This is a genomic window from Methylocystis sp. (assembly GCF_051062815.1).
GTDB lineage: Bacteria > Pseudomonadota > Alphaproteobacteria > Rhizobiales > Beijerinckiaceae > Methylocystis.
In genome coordinates, this window is record NZ_JBPFDU010000069.1 from 1 (window position 1) to 15,779 (window position 15,779).

The window sequence follows — 15,779 nt, forward strand, 5'->3', positions numbered from 1 at the left end:
ATCACAAGATAACCGATCTCGCCGCCTTGCTACCGTGGCGCTGGGCCGCCGACCTACAAGCCAAAAAGCTCGCCGCCTGATCTACGCGCAGCCGTCCTTGGCTGAAAATGATCAGCCCACGTGCCTCACCGGATGCTTACATCGAAGCCGGCGGGCGGTCTCGCGGCGGCCACTCCGCTCAACACGCTTCAACAGGTCGAGGATTTCAGCCGAACTGATCTCGGTAATCGGTCGGGAAGCGAGAGGCTCGGCGATGTCTTCCAACAACCAACGGAGTTTTGCGACCGTCATCTCGGCCGAACCCTTGATGACGTGACCTTCTAAAAACTCGGAAGCTATCAATCCGAAAGTGTTCTTTGCGGAAGTCTCGGCGGCGATTCGATCGAGCTTCTTTTTGATGCTCGGGTCTACGCCGGACGCCAGAAGCTTCTTCGCCCCATCGCGCTTTGCTCGCGCTTCGGCGAGAGAGAATAGGGGGTATGCCCCGAAGGCGAGGAGACGCTCCTTTCCCAGGAAACGGTATTTGAGACGCCAAAGTTTGGAGCCATTGGGCTGCACGACTAAGTGCAACCCTCCGCCGTCGAAAAGCTTGTAAGGCTTTTCTCCTGGCCTGGCATTCTGGATGTCGAACTGCGTTAACGGCTTGGGGGTATTGCCCAAAGGGGAAAATCCCTCGATGCCCCTAATCTACCCCCGAATTTTTGAGAAACAACGTTCCGCCATAAGCAACTATGGGACGAAAATTGCAATACTACCTGATTCTACGTTGATTATGAGCGATTATGAGGTGCCTTGAAAAGAGGCTCTGGTGCCAGGGGCGTCATCACAAATTTCACATAACGATCTGAAATTTATTGGACAATTGTCGGTGTGGAAAATCCTGAGGCCAACATAAAGGCCAACAGCCGATTTTTCTATCGAAAACGTCGCTGGGCGTAGTCCGACAAGAGATCATCGAATTGCAGCACCTAGGTGATCTTAGGCGCGCGAGATCGCGTCGGTCGATGCTGAGATCGTCGCCTAAGCGAATGCGGATCGGTGAAGGCGTATTTTGTTGTTCTTCCATTTTTCACAGAAATCTCTGGTGCGCTCCGCGATCTCGGCATCTGCGTTGATGACGAAAAAGGTGCGGCAACTAAAGGCGTTGGCTCTGACGGCTATCGTGGGGCGTCCTATCGCGCGACGCCAGTGGTCGACTTCGGCGTCGTGCCCACCCTTAAAGCGACTGTTGTGATGGTAAACGATCGCCGTCCGGCCTTCGCAGAGCGCGAGCACTTCGTTGAGCGGAATTTGCTTGCCGAAGCTTGGAGTCCGCCGACGTTGCTCGTCATCCGTCGTAAGCCCATTGTCTGGATCCATGAACACGATCTCGGCGCCCTCCAGGGCCTTTACCGTGCGCGAGAACCAAGCGGACCTCATTTTGCAGCGCTCAATCCCAGACATGCGGTCGACGGGCAATGACTCAGCGGCGAACAGGGTGCCAGCCTTGAACGCCTGATGGAGGCCAGATACCGCTCTCTTCTTGGATGTGATTTCGGCCATCAAGTCGAACAGGTGGGGGTTCAAATGTCTCCACTGCTCCGGAGCGCACAGGTACGCGATGTGACGCCCGTCGGTGTTGTGTTCCTCGTCGCGAAATAAGTACCACGCGACTCCGAGCCTTCGACCTACGCCTAGATGCTGCAGGAGAGAAATCTTGATGTAATCGCCTATATCGCCAGCGTATCGATTTTGCATCTTAGGGATCGAGTTCCGGCTTTTCTTCGCGCTATCTGCGGCCGCGGCCTATCGGTCGATGGGAGTGCCCTGACTTTTTCCCGCCCGACTGTCCGGCTGCATGCAAGTTGGGCATCGTCCCCGGGGAGGCTGCTACGGGTAATCGAGCGTCGCTTGCAGAACCCTGCCGACGTAGAGTCTCAACCTCAGCTTCTAACACCTTTAATTGATTGGTCATTTCCTCAATGGTTTTACCGCTTTCTCCTACGCTGCTCTTAAGTTCGTCCATCGACGAGATTTTTCCCCAGACAGCACTCATGTCTGCCCGCCAGCCGAACAAAATCGTGAAATAAATGGCGAAAAGCGAGACGGCCAGCCCGGCGAGCGCGAGCCAAGCGATTGTTTGAAATCTGTTCTTTAAATCCTCTGCAGCCGCCTGGGCATTTTTGGCATCTGACGCAGCGGTCTCGCTGGCGGCGGCCGCCTTCTCGGCCGCTTTCTGGGCATCGTTTGCCATGGTTGGAATCGAACTTCGGATGCCGACTGGTTTCCCGCCTGCGAATGGGACTGCAGCCTTACGAATGAACTTTTCAATATCCCAATGCTCAAGACCGTCCCTCATGAGAGGGTCGCTACCCTTGGTGGGCGTGGACGTCGTCTTGGTGAATTCGACCCATATCAAACCCTCTTCAAGAGGGATGACGTAGTCCGCATTTGTGAGATTGTGCAGCGGAATGCACAACTTGCCCCAGTAGCCGGGATCGACGAGCGGCCCCGTGCCTAAGAGCAACCCTCGGTGCACGTGCCTGATTTGCAAATTGAAGCGTACGCCGATGTAGTCGGGAAGACGAAAATCGAGGTCGGTTTCGACAAACAGGATACTGTTTGCCCGCACGCACAAAGGTTTGGCGGAATCGAAAACGGACAATAGCTCGTCGTCATTATTGAAGATGTACGCTTTGCTACCGATTCGCCCTTCATAGGAAGCCTTCTTTAATCTCGGCTTGTCGCCACCCTTGTAGAAGGGTGCAATCATGCCCGTTGCAAGGACGTATTTTTCGATATGATCTGCCGACAACAAGGAAGGCGGAATGACGTTGTTGTCGAACGGGTCATCCTTTCCACGGCGTTGACGGGCTAGCTCGGCCGCGTCGGATCGACCTAATATCTCCTTCTCTTCTCCTGAATTGTTAGCAGGCTGCATTATCAGGCTGTTTGATTTGTAGCGGATACAATGCCGTCTCTTGAGAAGCCGTACCAATCGATGCAATGGCCAATCTCCCGCTCAACGCGAGTAATGAATTGCCGAACAGGACCGTCGGACATTTCGAGCGAACTGCGAGGGCCTACGTAGTCAAGATGATTGAGCACCAACCGATGAGGCGCATTCGCTGCAAGCGCGCGCCTGACCAGTGCGGCGTCGAATTCTCCAACTCGTCGAAGTTTACGCGTAACGGTCGTGTACTCACGCAGATCCAGCTCGGTTCCCGCTCGTCGAGCGATCTCCTCCCAAGCGGTTTCGCCCAGCAGCGGACCAGAATCGCCTGCCACCCTGATGGGATAGCTACGGAGGACCATTGTGATGTCGTCTACGTAACGGGGGCTGACGCCGGCCTCCGCGAGCGCTGCCGCCGCCGTCGTTGATCTGGCGGTAGCTTTCGGCCAATAGCCTCCGTCCAGCAGCGACAAACCGAAGCCTTGCGAGCCCTCGATGACGACCCTTTGGCCGAGTTCCAGACGATCGTTGAGCGTGAGGCTGGTATCGACGTTTCTTAGGAAAGGGTGCAGCAGATCATGATCAAGCGCATGGACGGCCTTCAGGGGGAAGTTCGGCGCGTCACGAGCCGCCAATGCCATCACCGCGGCGCCGACACCTGAGCCGGTCGAGCCGATTGAAGACACAAGCGCCGCCTCGCCCTCCCAAGCTTTGTGCTGCTCGGTGACGACCTGAGCCTTGGGGCTGATCACGATCCTGTCCAAGGGGTAATCTAAGGCCGCGATTTCCCCGAGTAGGACGTCAACGTCCAGATACGCGCCTGCAGGAAACACGACGTCGACATTTCGGTCGACGCTCGCGGCCGGCATCTGTCGAAGCGCCCATCGTCGACCTTTATGATCAAAGGCCGTATGTCCCGAATTAGGTCCTCCAACCCTAATGACCGTTATCGGGCCTCGGCTACGGCGCACGATTTCGAGCGCTACCTTCCCCTTGCCTTCCGACCCAAATTGGCCGCCGACGACTATCGAGATCGGCATCTTCGGTTCCTGCTATCCGCGGCAAGTTCTGCCGCCCATTGCCCTACCTCTTCTATCACACCTTCGTTTTGGAACACGCGGTGGGCCATGGCGCGCATGGAACCGACTCGACTTTCGACATCAGACATCGCCGCCGTTTCGAAGTCACCATCGATCGCTCGCGCCGAGTACCGCCGACGGCGCCGTTCCTCACTGGCATCCACGTACACATGAACGTAGCCGCCACCGGCGCGCTCCGCAAGAAACCCATGGTCCTCTGGAAAGCGCATGCCATCAACGACGACAGCCGGCGCTCCTCCCGCGCGTGCGAGCGTCTGTTCCGCAAGCCATCTCTGTTTGCCAGTTCGATTGATCTCGTTTCCGAGCGCTTGGCGATGGACCCGCTCTAGGGGCAGACCGCGAGCCTTTAGCTCATCGTCAATGACAACACTGAAGCGCGTGTAAGCGAACCCCTGCTTTTCTAGAGCTCTCGCCAGAGTCGTCTTGCCAGCCGCGATTGGGCCACTGATGCCGATGATAATCGGCTGGGCGCCACCGTCGAGCTTGGGAATAATCAAGGGTGGTTCCTCTGCTGTTCCCAGGGCTTCTACGAGTCCGGCCCAATGAAACGATCCCACCACAGCAGAAGTGATCGCATCGAGTTCGTCGTGAGATGCGTCTTCGAGATCTGCTGATACTCCGAATTCTGCCAAGCCCAGTTTCAGCCATTCTACCCCGGCTCCTTTTCGAGGTATCCGCATGATGTCCTGCGCCGCTCCTGGATAGCTTTCGATCACCGGCAATCCGCGATTGCGAAGCGCTGCGGCCAGCCGTATGCCGCGGGCCGTCAGCTTCTGCATGCTGGGCAAAAGGCATGGATAGACGTTGACCCCACGCCGCTTCAGCTCCCGTTCGCATTCGCGCATAATGCCGAAACGCTCGCGGCCAGGGTCCACATCATCGACACTTGTTCGTCCCGCTGGGAGGCAAAGCGGCGAGTCAATCGAGACAAGATCAGGTTGGCAGTTCAACGTCTCGGCGAGGAGTTCTTCGTCGGTGAAAAGCGTCGCATAGTTGGCATGCCTTCCATCAAGAAGGCACCATCCGGATCCCCGGGCCTCGGAGCCCGTGAGATCGATTCCCACAATCCGCGCTCTCTCTGCCGGAGTGCCTCCGAGCAGTTGGTCGAAGTCTGGAGCGGACGACAGTTCTCTTCGAGCAGCCTCAAACGCGGGGATATCAAGCCACCCGGCAGGCGCGGACCAGTCGCCGAAAGTCACTCGTTCCACGAACAGATCTGGTTCGAACTCGAACAGATCAATGATGTTATCGAAAATCGCGCCCATCGCCGCGATATCGGCCCGGTTATACCGCACCAGAGTGTTCAGGGCAGACGTGTCTCCCCGCAGGTAGCGATGCCAGAGCAGCACGGCTGCGAAGCCATCGACCTCGGCAATGTCATTGCGTAGTGACAAACCAAGCTGTTTTTCGATGGCCTTTTGTCCGCCGGTGAGGCCTACGCGACGGCAGAGATACATCAGGTCGATATGGTTGCTCGGCAGCAGCACGTCCGGAAATTCCTGTCGGAGGAATCTCGCGTCAAACCGGATGCCATTGAACGTGACGAGCGCCAGCGCGCCTTGCGCGTCTTTCCTCAACAGTTCATGGCTGTCACCTTTGACCATTGTCGAAGCGCGGCCGCCGATCGACCAGCCGACGACGGTGATTTCGTCGTAGTGGTGACTCAGACCCGTTGTTTCAATGTCAAGAAATAGTATACGTTCGGGATGCTGCCTGCATATGGCAAGCCGCTCACTCAGCCAGCGCGGCAGCTCAGGGATAACGGTATTTTTCCTGGTCCGTGGCGTGCGGGCCAACATCAGAACCGCTCCAATATCGCGCTCAGGGTTGTCTGCGCTTCCAGCCCCGCCTCCCAACGGAGGCTGCCCATACCACTAAGGCTTCGGCCGCACCACCCTCCCTCCTTCCGGAAGAAGGGCTGGCACCCTAGTTCTCCGGCCTTTTCCGCGCGTAACGCTACCTTATGCAGATACTTTTGGCGATCTTTGGCGATTTGTTATACAAAGAATTTTAGATGCGTTTGAGACGTGCACGGTGGTCCTGTGAAGGAAAAGAAATCAGAGTTCGTGGTCGGGGAGTATGTTATCACCATCGAGTCGATGATCGATGACAGTTCGCAACTCCACGACTATGGATTCAGCCGTTCGACATGGCACCGGGGGGTGAGATTGATGGAGCGCTTCGGGTCGGATCGCGCTCTGGAACTCATGGACTCCAAGGCGGAGCGAGCCTTCGAACGGGGAGACCTAGCTATATGCCACAAGTGGCGCGATGTCATGGGAGTAATACACGCCATCATAGCAGATGAGCCGCAGCCTAACGACAGGATTCACTGAAGCATAATTAACACTTCACGAGGTCGACGGACCAATTACTTACATTGCATCCGAGAACTACCTTAAGCTCCTGGCAAAGGTGTCGAATCTTGTAATCGATCATCCAAGGAGGATTACAGATTACTAAGCCGCTGCCCGCGAGGGCTAGACCGTCTCGCGGGAAGGGGCAGAACTCCGCGCGCAGAACGTTCTTGAAGCCGGCTCCAACCGCGGCCGCAGCAATTCGGTCTCCGAAGGCGCCGTCCTTGATGGGGTACCATACGGCAAATGTTCCGGTTGCCCATTTGCCAAAGCCTGTTCGAAGCGAATTAGCAATTTGGTCGACGTCATTCCTCTGCTCGTACGGCGGGTCAATGAAGACCAAGCCTCTCCGCTCTTCGGGCGGTAGCAGCGCACCGACCGCTTCATATCCATCCCGTTCATGGACCGCGATTCGTCGATCCCTGCTGTATCGCGCTTTCAATAGCGCCCCGTCCTGCGGGTGCAGCTCACAAACGATAAGGCGATCGCGCTCACGCAAAGCCTGCTTAATTAGTTCTGGCGAACCAGGATAGAATCTCAGCGATTTACCGTTGAGCGTTTCAACAATCCTCGCATACATCGGTGCTGAGGCAAGTGGCTTGCCGAATACGCGGTCCACGCCCTCGCAGCGCTCGTTAGTTCGCATCGCCTCCTCAGAATCGAGGTCATAAACGCCGAGACCTCCATGCGTATCCAGAACCGAGAACGGTTTCGTCTTTAGCAAAAGATGTTCCAGCAAGAGCGTCAGCACAGCGTGTTTAAACACTTCCGTGTGATTGCCGGCGTGGAAGGCATGTCGGTAATTCACGATCGTAGGCTCTTTCCCTGTTCTTCACTAGCTCTTGGAGGCTTGGTCGTGATCTACTATTAGTCCTGATCCGTTTCGATCATCGACACCGCAACCTCCTTGGTAGCGGCAAAGAAGGCCTCGCGTCGACGGCAGTGGCACCGAACATCCTTTCAACAGCGGTGCTCCGGTGACGCGAAAAACGGAAAGGCGGCGCTTTGATCACGGCGCGAGCAAGCCCTCGTTTACGGCTCTCTCCTCGCCTTGGCGACCCCGTTCGGTCACGATTAGGCGCTCGAGCATGGCACGGTCATGCGCCCGCTACTCCCGACAGATTGCGCCGAATCGTCGACCCACGAAACGTTCAAGGCAACTTTCGTCAGGGTGATGAAGGATCAGATCGACCGGATCCTAGCTATTCTCCAACTCCCGCTTCCCTTTCGCGCTCCAGAGCGCCCGCGCATGTTCACCTTGCTCGCTCTGGAGCTTGTCGGCCATCCAGAGGAGCGCGCCGAAAATGATGGCGCGGTCGTCGCAGTCAAGTCGACGACGCCGGCTTTGACGACGAGGCCACCGAGTTCGATCAGATGTCGCGTGCGCTTGCGGCGCTCGACCTGCCAGGCGCGCATGTCATGCCGCGCCTGTGCCGTCTGATGACGGTTGCACACCACTGTGTTGCGCTGAAGCGCCGCCAGTGTCGCGCGACCAGGCGCCGACGCAGTTCGTCGCGACCGGCCCTGAAAGTACGCGGCCCACGTTTCGCCCATGCCTCCCTCTTTCCGGCATCCTCGGTTTCCGCCAGCACGATCAGTGCGCCCGCCAATTCGTCGGCGCTGAGCGCGTCGGCTCCGGTCGAAATGACCAGCTCGCCAAGCTGCTGCACCTTGCGGTTTCTGAGGCCTCGCGCCTTGTGTTCGAGCGACTTCAATTCTGCGTCGAAGTCCCGCGGCTTGCGCATCATGTCCTCCACATGCTGTTGATGGAGAGATGATAGTCGAGCGGCTACCGAAATGATGTAAGGTAGCCGGGACAGTTGGGGACGGCGTGGTCCCTCCCGAGAATTTTTCGAGGGAGGGACCGCTTATACGTCGTTCCGACGTGCGCTTCGCTGTGATGATGTTCGGATCGCGATGGCGATCTATCATCTTCACGTCAAGGTCATCGGCCGCAAATGCGGCTCCAGCGCGGTGGCGTCCTCGCCTTCCGCTCGGCCTCGCGGCTGCGCGACGACCGGCTCGGACGCAGTCACGATTTCTCGGCCAAGCGCGGCGTGGTCCATTCCGACGTGATGCTGCCGGAGAATGCGCCGGAGGCGTGGAAGGACCGCGAACGACTTTGGAACGATGTCGAGACGCTCGAGGTCAGGAAGGATGCGCAGCTCGCCCGCGAAGTCGAATTCGCCATTCCGCGCGAGATGACAGAGCGCCAGGGCATCGAACTCGCCCGCGATTTCGTGCGGTCCGAATTCGTAGACCGGGGCATGATCGCCGACCTCAATGTGCATTGGGATATGGCCGAGGGTGGAATGCTGAAGCCGCATGCACATGTCATGCTGACCATGCGCTCGGTTGACGAGAATGGCTTCGGTCCGAAGGTGCGGGAGTGGAACCGCACCGAGTTGCTTGAACGCTGGCGGGAGCGTTGGGCAGAGCTTGCCAACGAGCGTCTGGCCGAACTCGACGTCGACGCGCGCATCGACCATCGCAGCCTGAAAGCTCAGGGAATCGCGCTGGAGCCGCAAAGCCAGATCGGCGCGACCGCGCAGCGCATCGAAGGCGAAGGGATCGAGGCCGCCGACCGCGCCGACATGCACCGCGAGATGCCGCGCAACAACGGCGCGCGCATCATCGCCGATCCGTCCATCGCGCTCGACGCGATCACGCATCAGCAATCGACCTTCACACGGCGCGACATGGCGATGTTCGCGCACCGGCACAGTGACGGGAGCGACCAATTCAATGCGGTGATGGGCGCGATGCGGGAAGCGCCCGATCTCGTCCAATTGGGCAAGGATGAACGGGGCGAGGATCGCTTCACCACCCGCCAGATGATCGAGACCGAGCAGCGCTTGCACCGCGCTGCCGACCTCATGGCTGCGAAGCAGCGCCACGAGGTCGGTGACAGGGACCGTGAAGCGGCACTGGCGCGCGAGAAAGCACGCGGTCTCGTTCTTTCGGGAGAGCAGGCCGACGCGCTGGCGCATCGCATCGTAACCGAGCGCACGCGATTCGCCATGCACGTAAAATAAGAGCTCTGTTACGGGCCATGTTTCCTGTGGACCCGCTGAAAATCCCAGTCGGCTTAAGCGTGTTTTGGGCTCATCCAGCTTAAGAAAAACGACTGGACTTCTGCCGCAAAGGACGCATTGCTAGGCGTGTCGACCCGAGGATTTAGTCCGAGGGGTTGTTATGAAGGCTCGCCTCGCAATTTGCGGGGCTTTGGTTGGTGCCAGCGTCGCTCTCGACGCCGCTAACCAAAGGAGCCGAAAACGATGTCGACGGATTCCCTCAAGAGATCACGAGCTACCGCGAGCACATCGCCAAAGCGCGCCGCCTCCAAGAAGCGGAGCGCCGAACCGAACGCGGCGGCGCGTTCAAAAGTCACGCCCGACGTCTCCACCAAACCGACGTTGAACACTGACGAAACAAGGGTCGAACGCGTCACCAAGCAGGAACGCGTGCTGACGCTGCTGGGTCGAACCGACGGCGCAAGCATCGAGGAGATCATGCTGGCGACCGACTGGCAGCAGCACAGCGTGCGGGGGTTCCTGGCCGGCACAGTGAAAAGGAAACTCGGTTTCCCGCTCACATCGTCCAAGACCAAAGAAGGCACACGCCGCTATCGCATAGAGAAGCGACACGCGCGCTGAGATGCGGACGTCGGCAATGAATGTCGAAGAGGCGCTTGAGAGTCTTTCGACATTGACCCTCTTCGAACTGCGCGGCGAATGGCGGCGACTTCATCGGATGTCGCCGCCCATGCGGCTTTCCCGGGATTTGCTGCTGCGCGGAATTCTCTACAAGCTTCAGGAGCGAGCCTTTGGCGGACTCGCCAAAGCCGTTGCGCGAAAGCTGGAACAAGGCGGCGTCGCTTCGTCTGATCAAGCAGAGCCTCGGATTGCGCCTCCGATCGCGCTGAAGCCCGGCACGCGGCTCGTGCGGGAATGGCGCGGCGAAACCCATGTGGCGCTCATTCAGGCTGACGGCGTCGAATGGCGCGGGCGGCGCTACCCCTCCCTCTCGGTGGTGGCGCGGGAGATTACCGGCGCGCATTGGTCCGGTCCGCGCTTCTTCGGCTTGAGGCGGCGGCGATCAGTCCCAGTGTCCGGCTCCTTCACTTTTGCTGGGGCAGACGGACATGGCGAGGCCTGATCTCGTCCGCTCGTCTGGCGCGTCGATCCGCAGTGCGATCTATACTCGCAAATCCTCCGACGAGGGGCTGGCGCAGGAATTCAATTCTCTCGACGCACAGCGGGAAGCTTGCGAAGCCTATATCGTCAGCCAGCGTCACGCCGGCTGGGTCGGCCTTCCTGAGATGTACGACGACGGCGGCCTCTCCGGCGGCACGATGGAGCGCCCTGCCCTCAAGCGGCTTCTCCAGGACGTGAAGAGCGGGAAGGTTCAGATCATCGTTGTCTACAAGGTAGACCGGCTGACCCGGTCGCTCGCAGACTTCGCCAAGATCGTCGACATACTTGACGCCCATAACGCCTCCTTTGTTTCGGTGACGCAGCAGTTCAACACGACGACCTCCATGGGCCGTCTGACGCTCAACATGCTGCTCTCTTTCGCCCAGTTCGAACGCGAGATCGCCGGCGAGCGCATCCGCGACAAGATCGTGGCCTCGAAACGCAAGGGCATGTGGATGGGCGGCAATGTGCCGCTGGGTTACGACGTCAAAGACAGGAAGCTGATCGTCAATCAGGAGGAAGCGGCGACCGTCCGGACGATCTTCCGGCGCTATGCGGAACTGGGCTCCGTCACGCTGCTCAAATCAGAACTCGATCGACAAGGCATTGTCAGCAAGCGCCGCGCGGGATCTGGCGGATGTCTCGCCGGCGGCAAGCCGTTTTCGCGCGGCGCGCTCTATCTGCTGCTGCAGAACCGCATTTATCGCGGGGAGATCGTTCATCAGACCGCTGCCTATCCCGGCCAGCATGACGCCATAGTCGATACTGAACTATGGCGAATCGTTCAGGACAGACTGGCCGCTAATCGACATGAGCGCTCGCTGTCGGCGGGCGCGGACTCTCCAAGCCTCCTTGCCGGTCTCATCTATGACGCCGCCGGCGGTCGAATGAGCCCGACGCATGCCGTCAAGCAAGGCAAGCGATATCGCTATTATGTCTCGGCTGTATTGATCAGGAATGATCCAGACGCACCCAAGAACTGCGCTCACGCGTCATCGCCGGTGATGCGCATCCCTGCCGGGGATATCGAAGGACTTGTCCTCGACCGACTGAGAGCCTTCTTGTCGTCAACCAGCGCCATTGCCGATTCGCTCTCTGCTTTTGGCTTCGATGCTCATGACCTCGAAACAATCTTGCGCAGCGCCACCACGCTTTCGCAGCACTGGTTTGAGATGTCGCCGATCGAGCTGACGAAACTTGTTCGCAGCATTGTCGAACGCGTCACCGTTTACGGCGAGGAAATAGAGATCGGCTTGAACCGGGCGAAAATCGCCCGCGTGATGGAGGCTGCGGAAAAAATCCCTCGGGATGATTCAGAGCCGCTCCTCCTGGTGACGGAAGCCAAGCTGCGCCGCGCCGGCAAAGGCAAACTCCTCGTCATCGAGACCGGCGCCGAACCAGAGATCGACCAAAATCTCGTCGCCCTCATCAAGGAAGCCTTCTCGCGCCGCACCGAACTCTTCGTAGGACCACACGATAGTATTGAGGCGATGATCGAGCGGCGAGAAATCACGCGCGGCCGTCTGTCCTCGTTGGTCCGGCTGTCCTATCTCGCGCCCGACATCGTCCAGGCGATCCTCGCCGGCCGCCAGCCGGTCGGGCTGACGCCGACCCGGCTTCTGAAACTGAGCCAACGCCTGCCCCACGACTGGAAACAGCAGCGGTCTTTTCTCGGCTTCGCGAGCTGAGCCTTTCCCGAAAATCCGCCCGGACACTCGACATCCGTTCACGCCAAAAGCGCCTCGAGAGACTCGGCCGCAGTTCACGCCCCAACTCCGGACGCTTTTCGTCTCAGGGCCGCTTCGCTTACATCGCGGGACCGCTAACCCACGGAAAAAACGCCCATACTCCGCCGACGGCCGCAGCGGGAAATTCGAGGCAGAATTTTGGGAATTGTTGGCTGGGGGACCTGGATTCGAACCAAGATTAACGGAGTCAGAGTCCGCTGTTCTACCGTTGAACTATCCCCCAACGGCGCCGCGCCGATACAACGCGACGACCTGGTCGATGGCGCTTTACTTCGTCGCCGCCGACTTCAGTTTGGAGAGCGGCCGGATTTTGACGCGCACGCTTGCGGGCTTGGCGGCGGCTTTGACCATCTCGCCCGTCGCAGGATTGCGAACCAAAGTCCCCGCCTTCCGCGCCGGCACCTTGCGAAGTGTCGCTTTCAGAAGGCCCGGCAGGGTGAATTCGCCCACGCCGCGCGGGTGAACTGACCCAAGAAAAACACTCTCCAACGTCGCGTAGACGCCCACCGCGGTCTTGCGAGGAATGTCATTCTCCTCGGCAATCCGGTTGATGAGAGCCGATTTTGTAAATGTCTCTTTGATGGGCCGAATGGCGGCAGGCTCAGCCTTGCTGACCTTCCTGCTCGCCGCCTTCACCGGTTTTCCTCTAGCCATAAGATGTCCTTTACTAGATAAGCGCCTGCATTATTGCTCATCCGCACACATGCGATTGCTAACGATTTCATTGGTGATTCGCAAATTTCTCCGCAGCAATGCAAACGGCCGAAGATCCCGCGCCAACGCAATACTGATAATGTTGCGCGTGAGGAGCTAGTGGCGGCGCCCTCGGAGGGAGGCCAGGCCTCGTTCCAGGCGCGCCATCGAGTGAATGACACTCATCGGCGCTCCGGGAGCGCACGCGGCGCCTTACGCCCCGACGCCTGGCGCCCTTTTAGGTCAGCGCAGATGTTGCGCAGAGTTCAATGACCGCCGAGCCAACCTACTAGAAATCAGCTTCTGTCCGAATTGCTCGAAATGATTTGCCAATGTGTCTCGCGCCGACCCGATTTCCGGCGCGTTCTTTAGGACGTTCGCGAGCTTCGGCTGGCTGCCTGAAGACGACGCTATCTTGGCAAGCGCCTCTTTCCGGTTTTCAGCGCATCGGGGCCAAGCCCCAGACCTCGGCCTGCCTGCGTCTCGCCGGTTGATCCCCCCAAGTCGAAACCGGGCCGGTCAACTTGCTCGGAATCATCCGCCGGCTCTGGCCTGTTAGTCCCGGGCGACGACTCCTTCGGCTTCTCGGCGGCTGACTCGACATCAGGTTGAATTCTATCGTCACTCGATGGACGGCGATTGGCCGGGTTGTCCTTGTATTCGTCTACCTGAACGCCTTTACTGTCCAAGCTCTGTCCAGGTCGTCTTTGGGCCTTATCGCGATTACTGAGGATGTCGTTCTTCCTCACCTTTTCATCGTTCAGTTCCGTCCTCGCCCCGGTTCCACTGCTTTGTCCTGACGACATCTTGCCTGCTCCTGTTCGCTCCACGGGGACTGCGGCGCGCCTAACAGAAACCAACCCCTGGGCTCGGCGAGGGTTCCCTTCCCGGCGCTATCCACACCGCAACTCCTCGCGGCAGCCGCAAGATTGGACAGAGCCTCCTCGGTTGCGCTGCGGATGGGCTTGAGGCCGGGCATCCAAGGCTCTCGCAAAGCAGGAACGCGCGAATAACGGCGCTTGCTGAGCTTCCTGCTATTGAACTGCGCTTGGGAACGGCGATGCGGTCGCACGCTTCCGCCAGCCTTTGAGTCCTGAGAAACCCCGACGGTCGCCGCCGGTTCGGGAGGAGCGCGAGGGGAAGTCGCGCCAAGTGAAACTTGGCTGGGGGACCTGGATTCGAACCAAGATTAACGGAGTCAGAGTCCGCTGTTCTACCGTTGAACTATCCCCCAAACGGCGCCGCGCAGAGCCCGCGCGAACGGCTGGTGACTTAGAGAGCGCCGCCGACGGTGTCAACCGGACCGCCGCCCAACGCCGCCGCGCGCGCTCTTAATGCTTGCAGGAAACGCACTTGCGGGCGGCGCGCCGATCCTGCATGAAAGAAATTTACGCCAGCATCGCGGCGTTACAATGATCGCCGCTCCGCTTCCGTCGATGCGGCGCGAGGCGGGACGGAGCGGCTTCGCGGAAGGGATCGAGTGAGGGAAACCGATCTACCGTCTACGGCGTCGGCGTCGGCGCAGGCCGCGCCCGAGCTTCCCATAAACCCCGGCGTCGCTTCCGGCGCGCTCGACTCGCGCCATATCTACGCCGCGCTCGACCTCGGCACCAACAACTGCCGGCTGCTGATCGCCCGGCCCGAGCACAGGCCGCGGCGGCGCAACAATGATTTTTTGCGCATCATCGACGCCTTCTCGCGCATCGTGCGGCTGGGGGAAGGCCTCGGCAAGGCTGGCCGGATCAGCGAAGAAGCGATCGAGCGCACCATCGCGGCGCTCCAAATCTGCCGCGAAAAAATGGATGCGCGCGGCGTCACCCGCGCCCGGCTGGTCGCGACCCAGGCGTGCCGCAGCGCGGCGAACGGCGATGAATTCGTCGAGCGCGTCCGCGAACGCACCGGGCTGCAGCTCGAGATCATTGACCGCGAAACCGAGGCGCGCTTCGCCGCCCGCGGCTGCGGATCGCTCGCCGATCCGGCCGCCGAAAGCGTGCTGCTGTTCGACATTGGCGGCGGGTCCACCGAGCTCGTGTGGCTGGCGCGCGAACGGCGCAGCGAAAATGGCGCTTACGCTTTTCGCGCCTGGACGTCGCTCGAACTCGGCGTCGTGACCCTCGCGGAGCATTTCGGCGGACGCTGCGTTTCGGCCGAGACGTTCGCGGCTATGGCGCGGCAGGTGCGCGAGACTCTCGCCCCCTTCGCGCGGCGCATGGCCTCGGAGCGCCGCTGTCCGCGCTTCCATCTTCTGGGCACTTCGGGAACCGTCACCACCCTGGCCGGCGTCCATCTTGGGCTCGAGCGCTACGACCGCTGGCGCGTCGACGGCTTGTGGATGAGCGACGATGACGCAACGCGGGCGATCCTGCGGCTGCGGGAGATGGATTTCGATGAGCGCGTCGCCAACGGCTGCATCGGACCGCAACGCGCCGATCTCGTCCTTGCCGGCTGCGCGATTTTCGAGGCGATTCGCACGCTTTTTCCGGCGCAGCGGACGCGCATCGCCGACCGGGGGTTGCGGGAAGGCATGCTGCTGGAGCTGATGGAGGCCGACGGCGCGCTGACGCGGCGCGCGTAGAGCGCGTTGCGAAAAAGTGGGAACCGGTTTTTCGCGTAGAGCGCGCTCTAAACTTTAAGAATCGATCACGTTATCTGCATTTGGGCGATTCCGCCCAAATGCAGCGTGATCTAGCGGCTCGACGGCGGGCGCGTGGACGGGCAGAAGTATCCGCGCCAAACTGCGAACGCTTGGGGGG

The 15,779-nt window shown here is 59.7% G+C and carries 11 protein-coding genes, 2 tRNA genes and 3 pseudogenes; 5 read left to right on the forward strand and 11 right to left on the reverse strand.

Translation table 11 applies throughout. The features are described 5' to 3' along the window. Positions 1-111: 111 nt before the first annotated feature. From ACR65W_RS10750 to ACR65W_RS10785, 8 genes and pseudogenes are all read right to left on the reverse strand, one after another. Positions 112-660, reverse strand: a complete 549-nt coding sequence (locus ACR65W_RS10750) for a tyrosine-type recombinase/integrase (RefSeq protein WP_434501294.1) — start codon at positions 658-660, stop codon at positions 112-114. 360 nt (positions 661-1,020) lie between these two features. Next, entirely contained in the window at positions 1,021-1,737 is a 717-nt protein-coding gene (locus tag ACR65W_RS10755; RefSeq protein WP_434501293.1) for a hypothetical protein, read from the reverse strand. A gap of 31 nt (positions 1,738-1,768) precedes the next feature. After that, positions 1,769-2,920: a hypothetical protein gene (locus tag ACR65W_RS10760; protein ID WP_434501292.1), complete on the reverse strand. Its 1,152-nt coding sequence runs from the start codon at positions 2,918-2,920 to the stop codon at positions 1,769-1,771. Positions 2,921-2,922: 2 nt separating this feature from the next. Then, the gene (locus ACR65W_RS10765) at positions 2,923-3,972 is read right to left on the reverse strand and encodes an adenylosuccinate synthetase (protein ID WP_434501291.1); all 1,050 of its coding nucleotides are present in this window, start codon (positions 3,970-3,972) and stop codon (positions 2,923-2,925) included. Continuing rightward, entirely contained in the window at positions 3,957-5,831 is a 1,875-nt protein-coding gene (locus tag ACR65W_RS10770) for a ribonuclease H-like domain-containing protein (protein WP_434501290.1), read from the reverse strand. Before ACR65W_RS10770 ends, ACR65W_RS10765 begins: the two co-directional genes overlap by 16 nt. Positions 5,832-6,375: 544 nt before the next feature. After that, on the reverse strand, positions 6,376-7,197 hold the full coding sequence (locus ACR65W_RS10775) for a 23S rRNA (adenine(2030)-N(6))-methyltransferase RlmJ (RefSeq protein ID WP_434501289.1): 822 nt from the start codon (positions 7,195-7,197) through the stop codon (positions 6,376-6,378). 390 nt (positions 7,198-7,587) lie between these two features. Then, positions 7,588-7,805, reverse strand: a pseudogene (locus tag ACR65W_RS10780) (conjugal transfer protein TraD). Position 7,806: 1 nt separating this feature from the next. After that, a pseudogene (locus ACR65W_RS10785) lies at positions 7,807-8,134 on the reverse strand (conjugal transfer protein TraD). Between the two features lie 172 nt (positions 8,135-8,306). Between ACR65W_RS10785 and mobQ the strand changes: the two are divergent. The 4 genes and pseudogenes from mobQ to ACR65W_RS10805 form a co-directional block, all read left to right on the forward strand. Next, positions 8,307-9,379, forward strand: a pseudogene (mobQ, locus tag ACR65W_RS10790) (MobQ family relaxase); the annotation flags it as partial. Between the two features lie 288 nt (positions 9,380-9,667). Beyond that, positions 9,668-10,045, forward strand: coding sequence for a DUF3489 domain-containing protein (locus ACR65W_RS10795; protein WP_434501288.1), 378 nt, complete (start codon positions 9,668-9,670; stop codon positions 10,043-10,045). 1 nt (position 10,046) lies between these two features. Further along, complete coding sequence (locus tag ACR65W_RS10800; RefSeq protein ID WP_434501287.1) at positions 10,047-10,547, forward strand: DUF2924 domain-containing protein; 501 nt, start codon at positions 10,047-10,049, stop codon at positions 10,545-10,547. Further along, the gene (locus ACR65W_RS10805) at positions 10,534-12,273 is read left to right on the forward strand and encodes a recombinase family protein (protein ID WP_434501286.1); all 1,740 of its coding nucleotides are present in this window, start codon (positions 10,534-10,536) and stop codon (positions 12,271-12,273) included. Before ACR65W_RS10800 ends, ACR65W_RS10805 begins: the two co-directional genes overlap by 14 nt. Before the next feature lie 209 nt (positions 12,274-12,482). Here the strand turns inward: ACR65W_RS10805 and ACR65W_RS10810 are convergent. The 3 genes from ACR65W_RS10810 to ACR65W_RS10820 all read right to left on the reverse strand — a co-directional run bounded on the left by ACR65W_RS10810 (position 12,483) and on the right by ACR65W_RS10820 (position 14,260). Then, positions 12,483-12,556, reverse strand: a tRNA-Gln gene (locus tag ACR65W_RS10810). A gap of 44 nt (positions 12,557-12,600) precedes the next feature. Continuing rightward, positions 12,601-12,987, reverse strand: coding sequence for an HU family DNA-binding protein (locus ACR65W_RS10815; RefSeq protein ID WP_123176692.1), 387 nt, complete (start codon positions 12,985-12,987; stop codon positions 12,601-12,603). A gap of 1,199 nt (positions 12,988-14,186) precedes the next feature. Next, positions 14,187-14,260: transfer RNA gene (locus ACR65W_RS10820), tRNA-Gln, on the reverse strand. A gap of 246 nt (positions 14,261-14,506) precedes the next feature. Between ACR65W_RS10820 and ACR65W_RS10825 the strand changes: the two genes are divergently transcribed. Next, a complete protein-coding gene (locus ACR65W_RS10825; protein ID WP_434501375.1) occupies positions 14,507-15,601 on the forward strand; it encodes a Ppx/GppA phosphatase family protein in 1,095 nt (364 codons plus the stop codon). Positions 15,602-15,779: the final 178 nt, after the last annotated feature.

What these genes read in the sequence shown, in the direction of transcription:
- ACR65W_RS10815 (WP_123176692.1), bottom strand. Translation starts at nt 12,987, where the DNA reads ATGGCTAGAGGAAAACCGGTGAAGGCGGCGAGCAGGAAGGTCAGCAAG.
- ACR65W_RS10760 (WP_434501292.1), bottom strand. Translation starts at nt 2,920, where the DNA reads ATGCAGCCTGCTAACAATTCAGGAGAAGAGAAGGAGATATTAGGTCGA.
- ACR65W_RS10755 (WP_434501293.1), bottom strand. Translation starts at nt 1,737, where the DNA reads ATGCAAAATCGATACGCTGGCGATATAGGCGATTACATCAAGATTTCT.
- ACR65W_RS10795 (WP_434501288.1), top strand. Translation starts at nt 9,668, where the DNA reads ATGTCGACGGATTCCCTCAAGAGATCACGAGCTACCGCGAGCACATCG.
- ACR65W_RS10765 (WP_434501291.1), bottom strand. Translation starts at nt 3,972, where the DNA reads ATGCCGATCTCGATAGTCGTCGGCGGCCAATTTGGGTCGGAAGGCAAG.
- ACR65W_RS10800 (WP_434501287.1), top strand. Translation starts at nt 10,047, where the DNA reads ATGCGGACGTCGGCAATGAATGTCGAAGAGGCGCTTGAGAGTCTTTCG.
- ACR65W_RS10805 (WP_434501286.1), top strand. Translation starts at nt 10,534, where the DNA reads ATGGCGAGGCCTGATCTCGTCCGCTCGTCTGGCGCGTCGATCCGCAGT.
- ACR65W_RS10770 (WP_434501290.1), bottom strand. Translation starts at nt 5,831, where the DNA reads ATGTTGGCCCGCACGCCACGGACCAGGAAAAATACCGTTATCCCTGAG.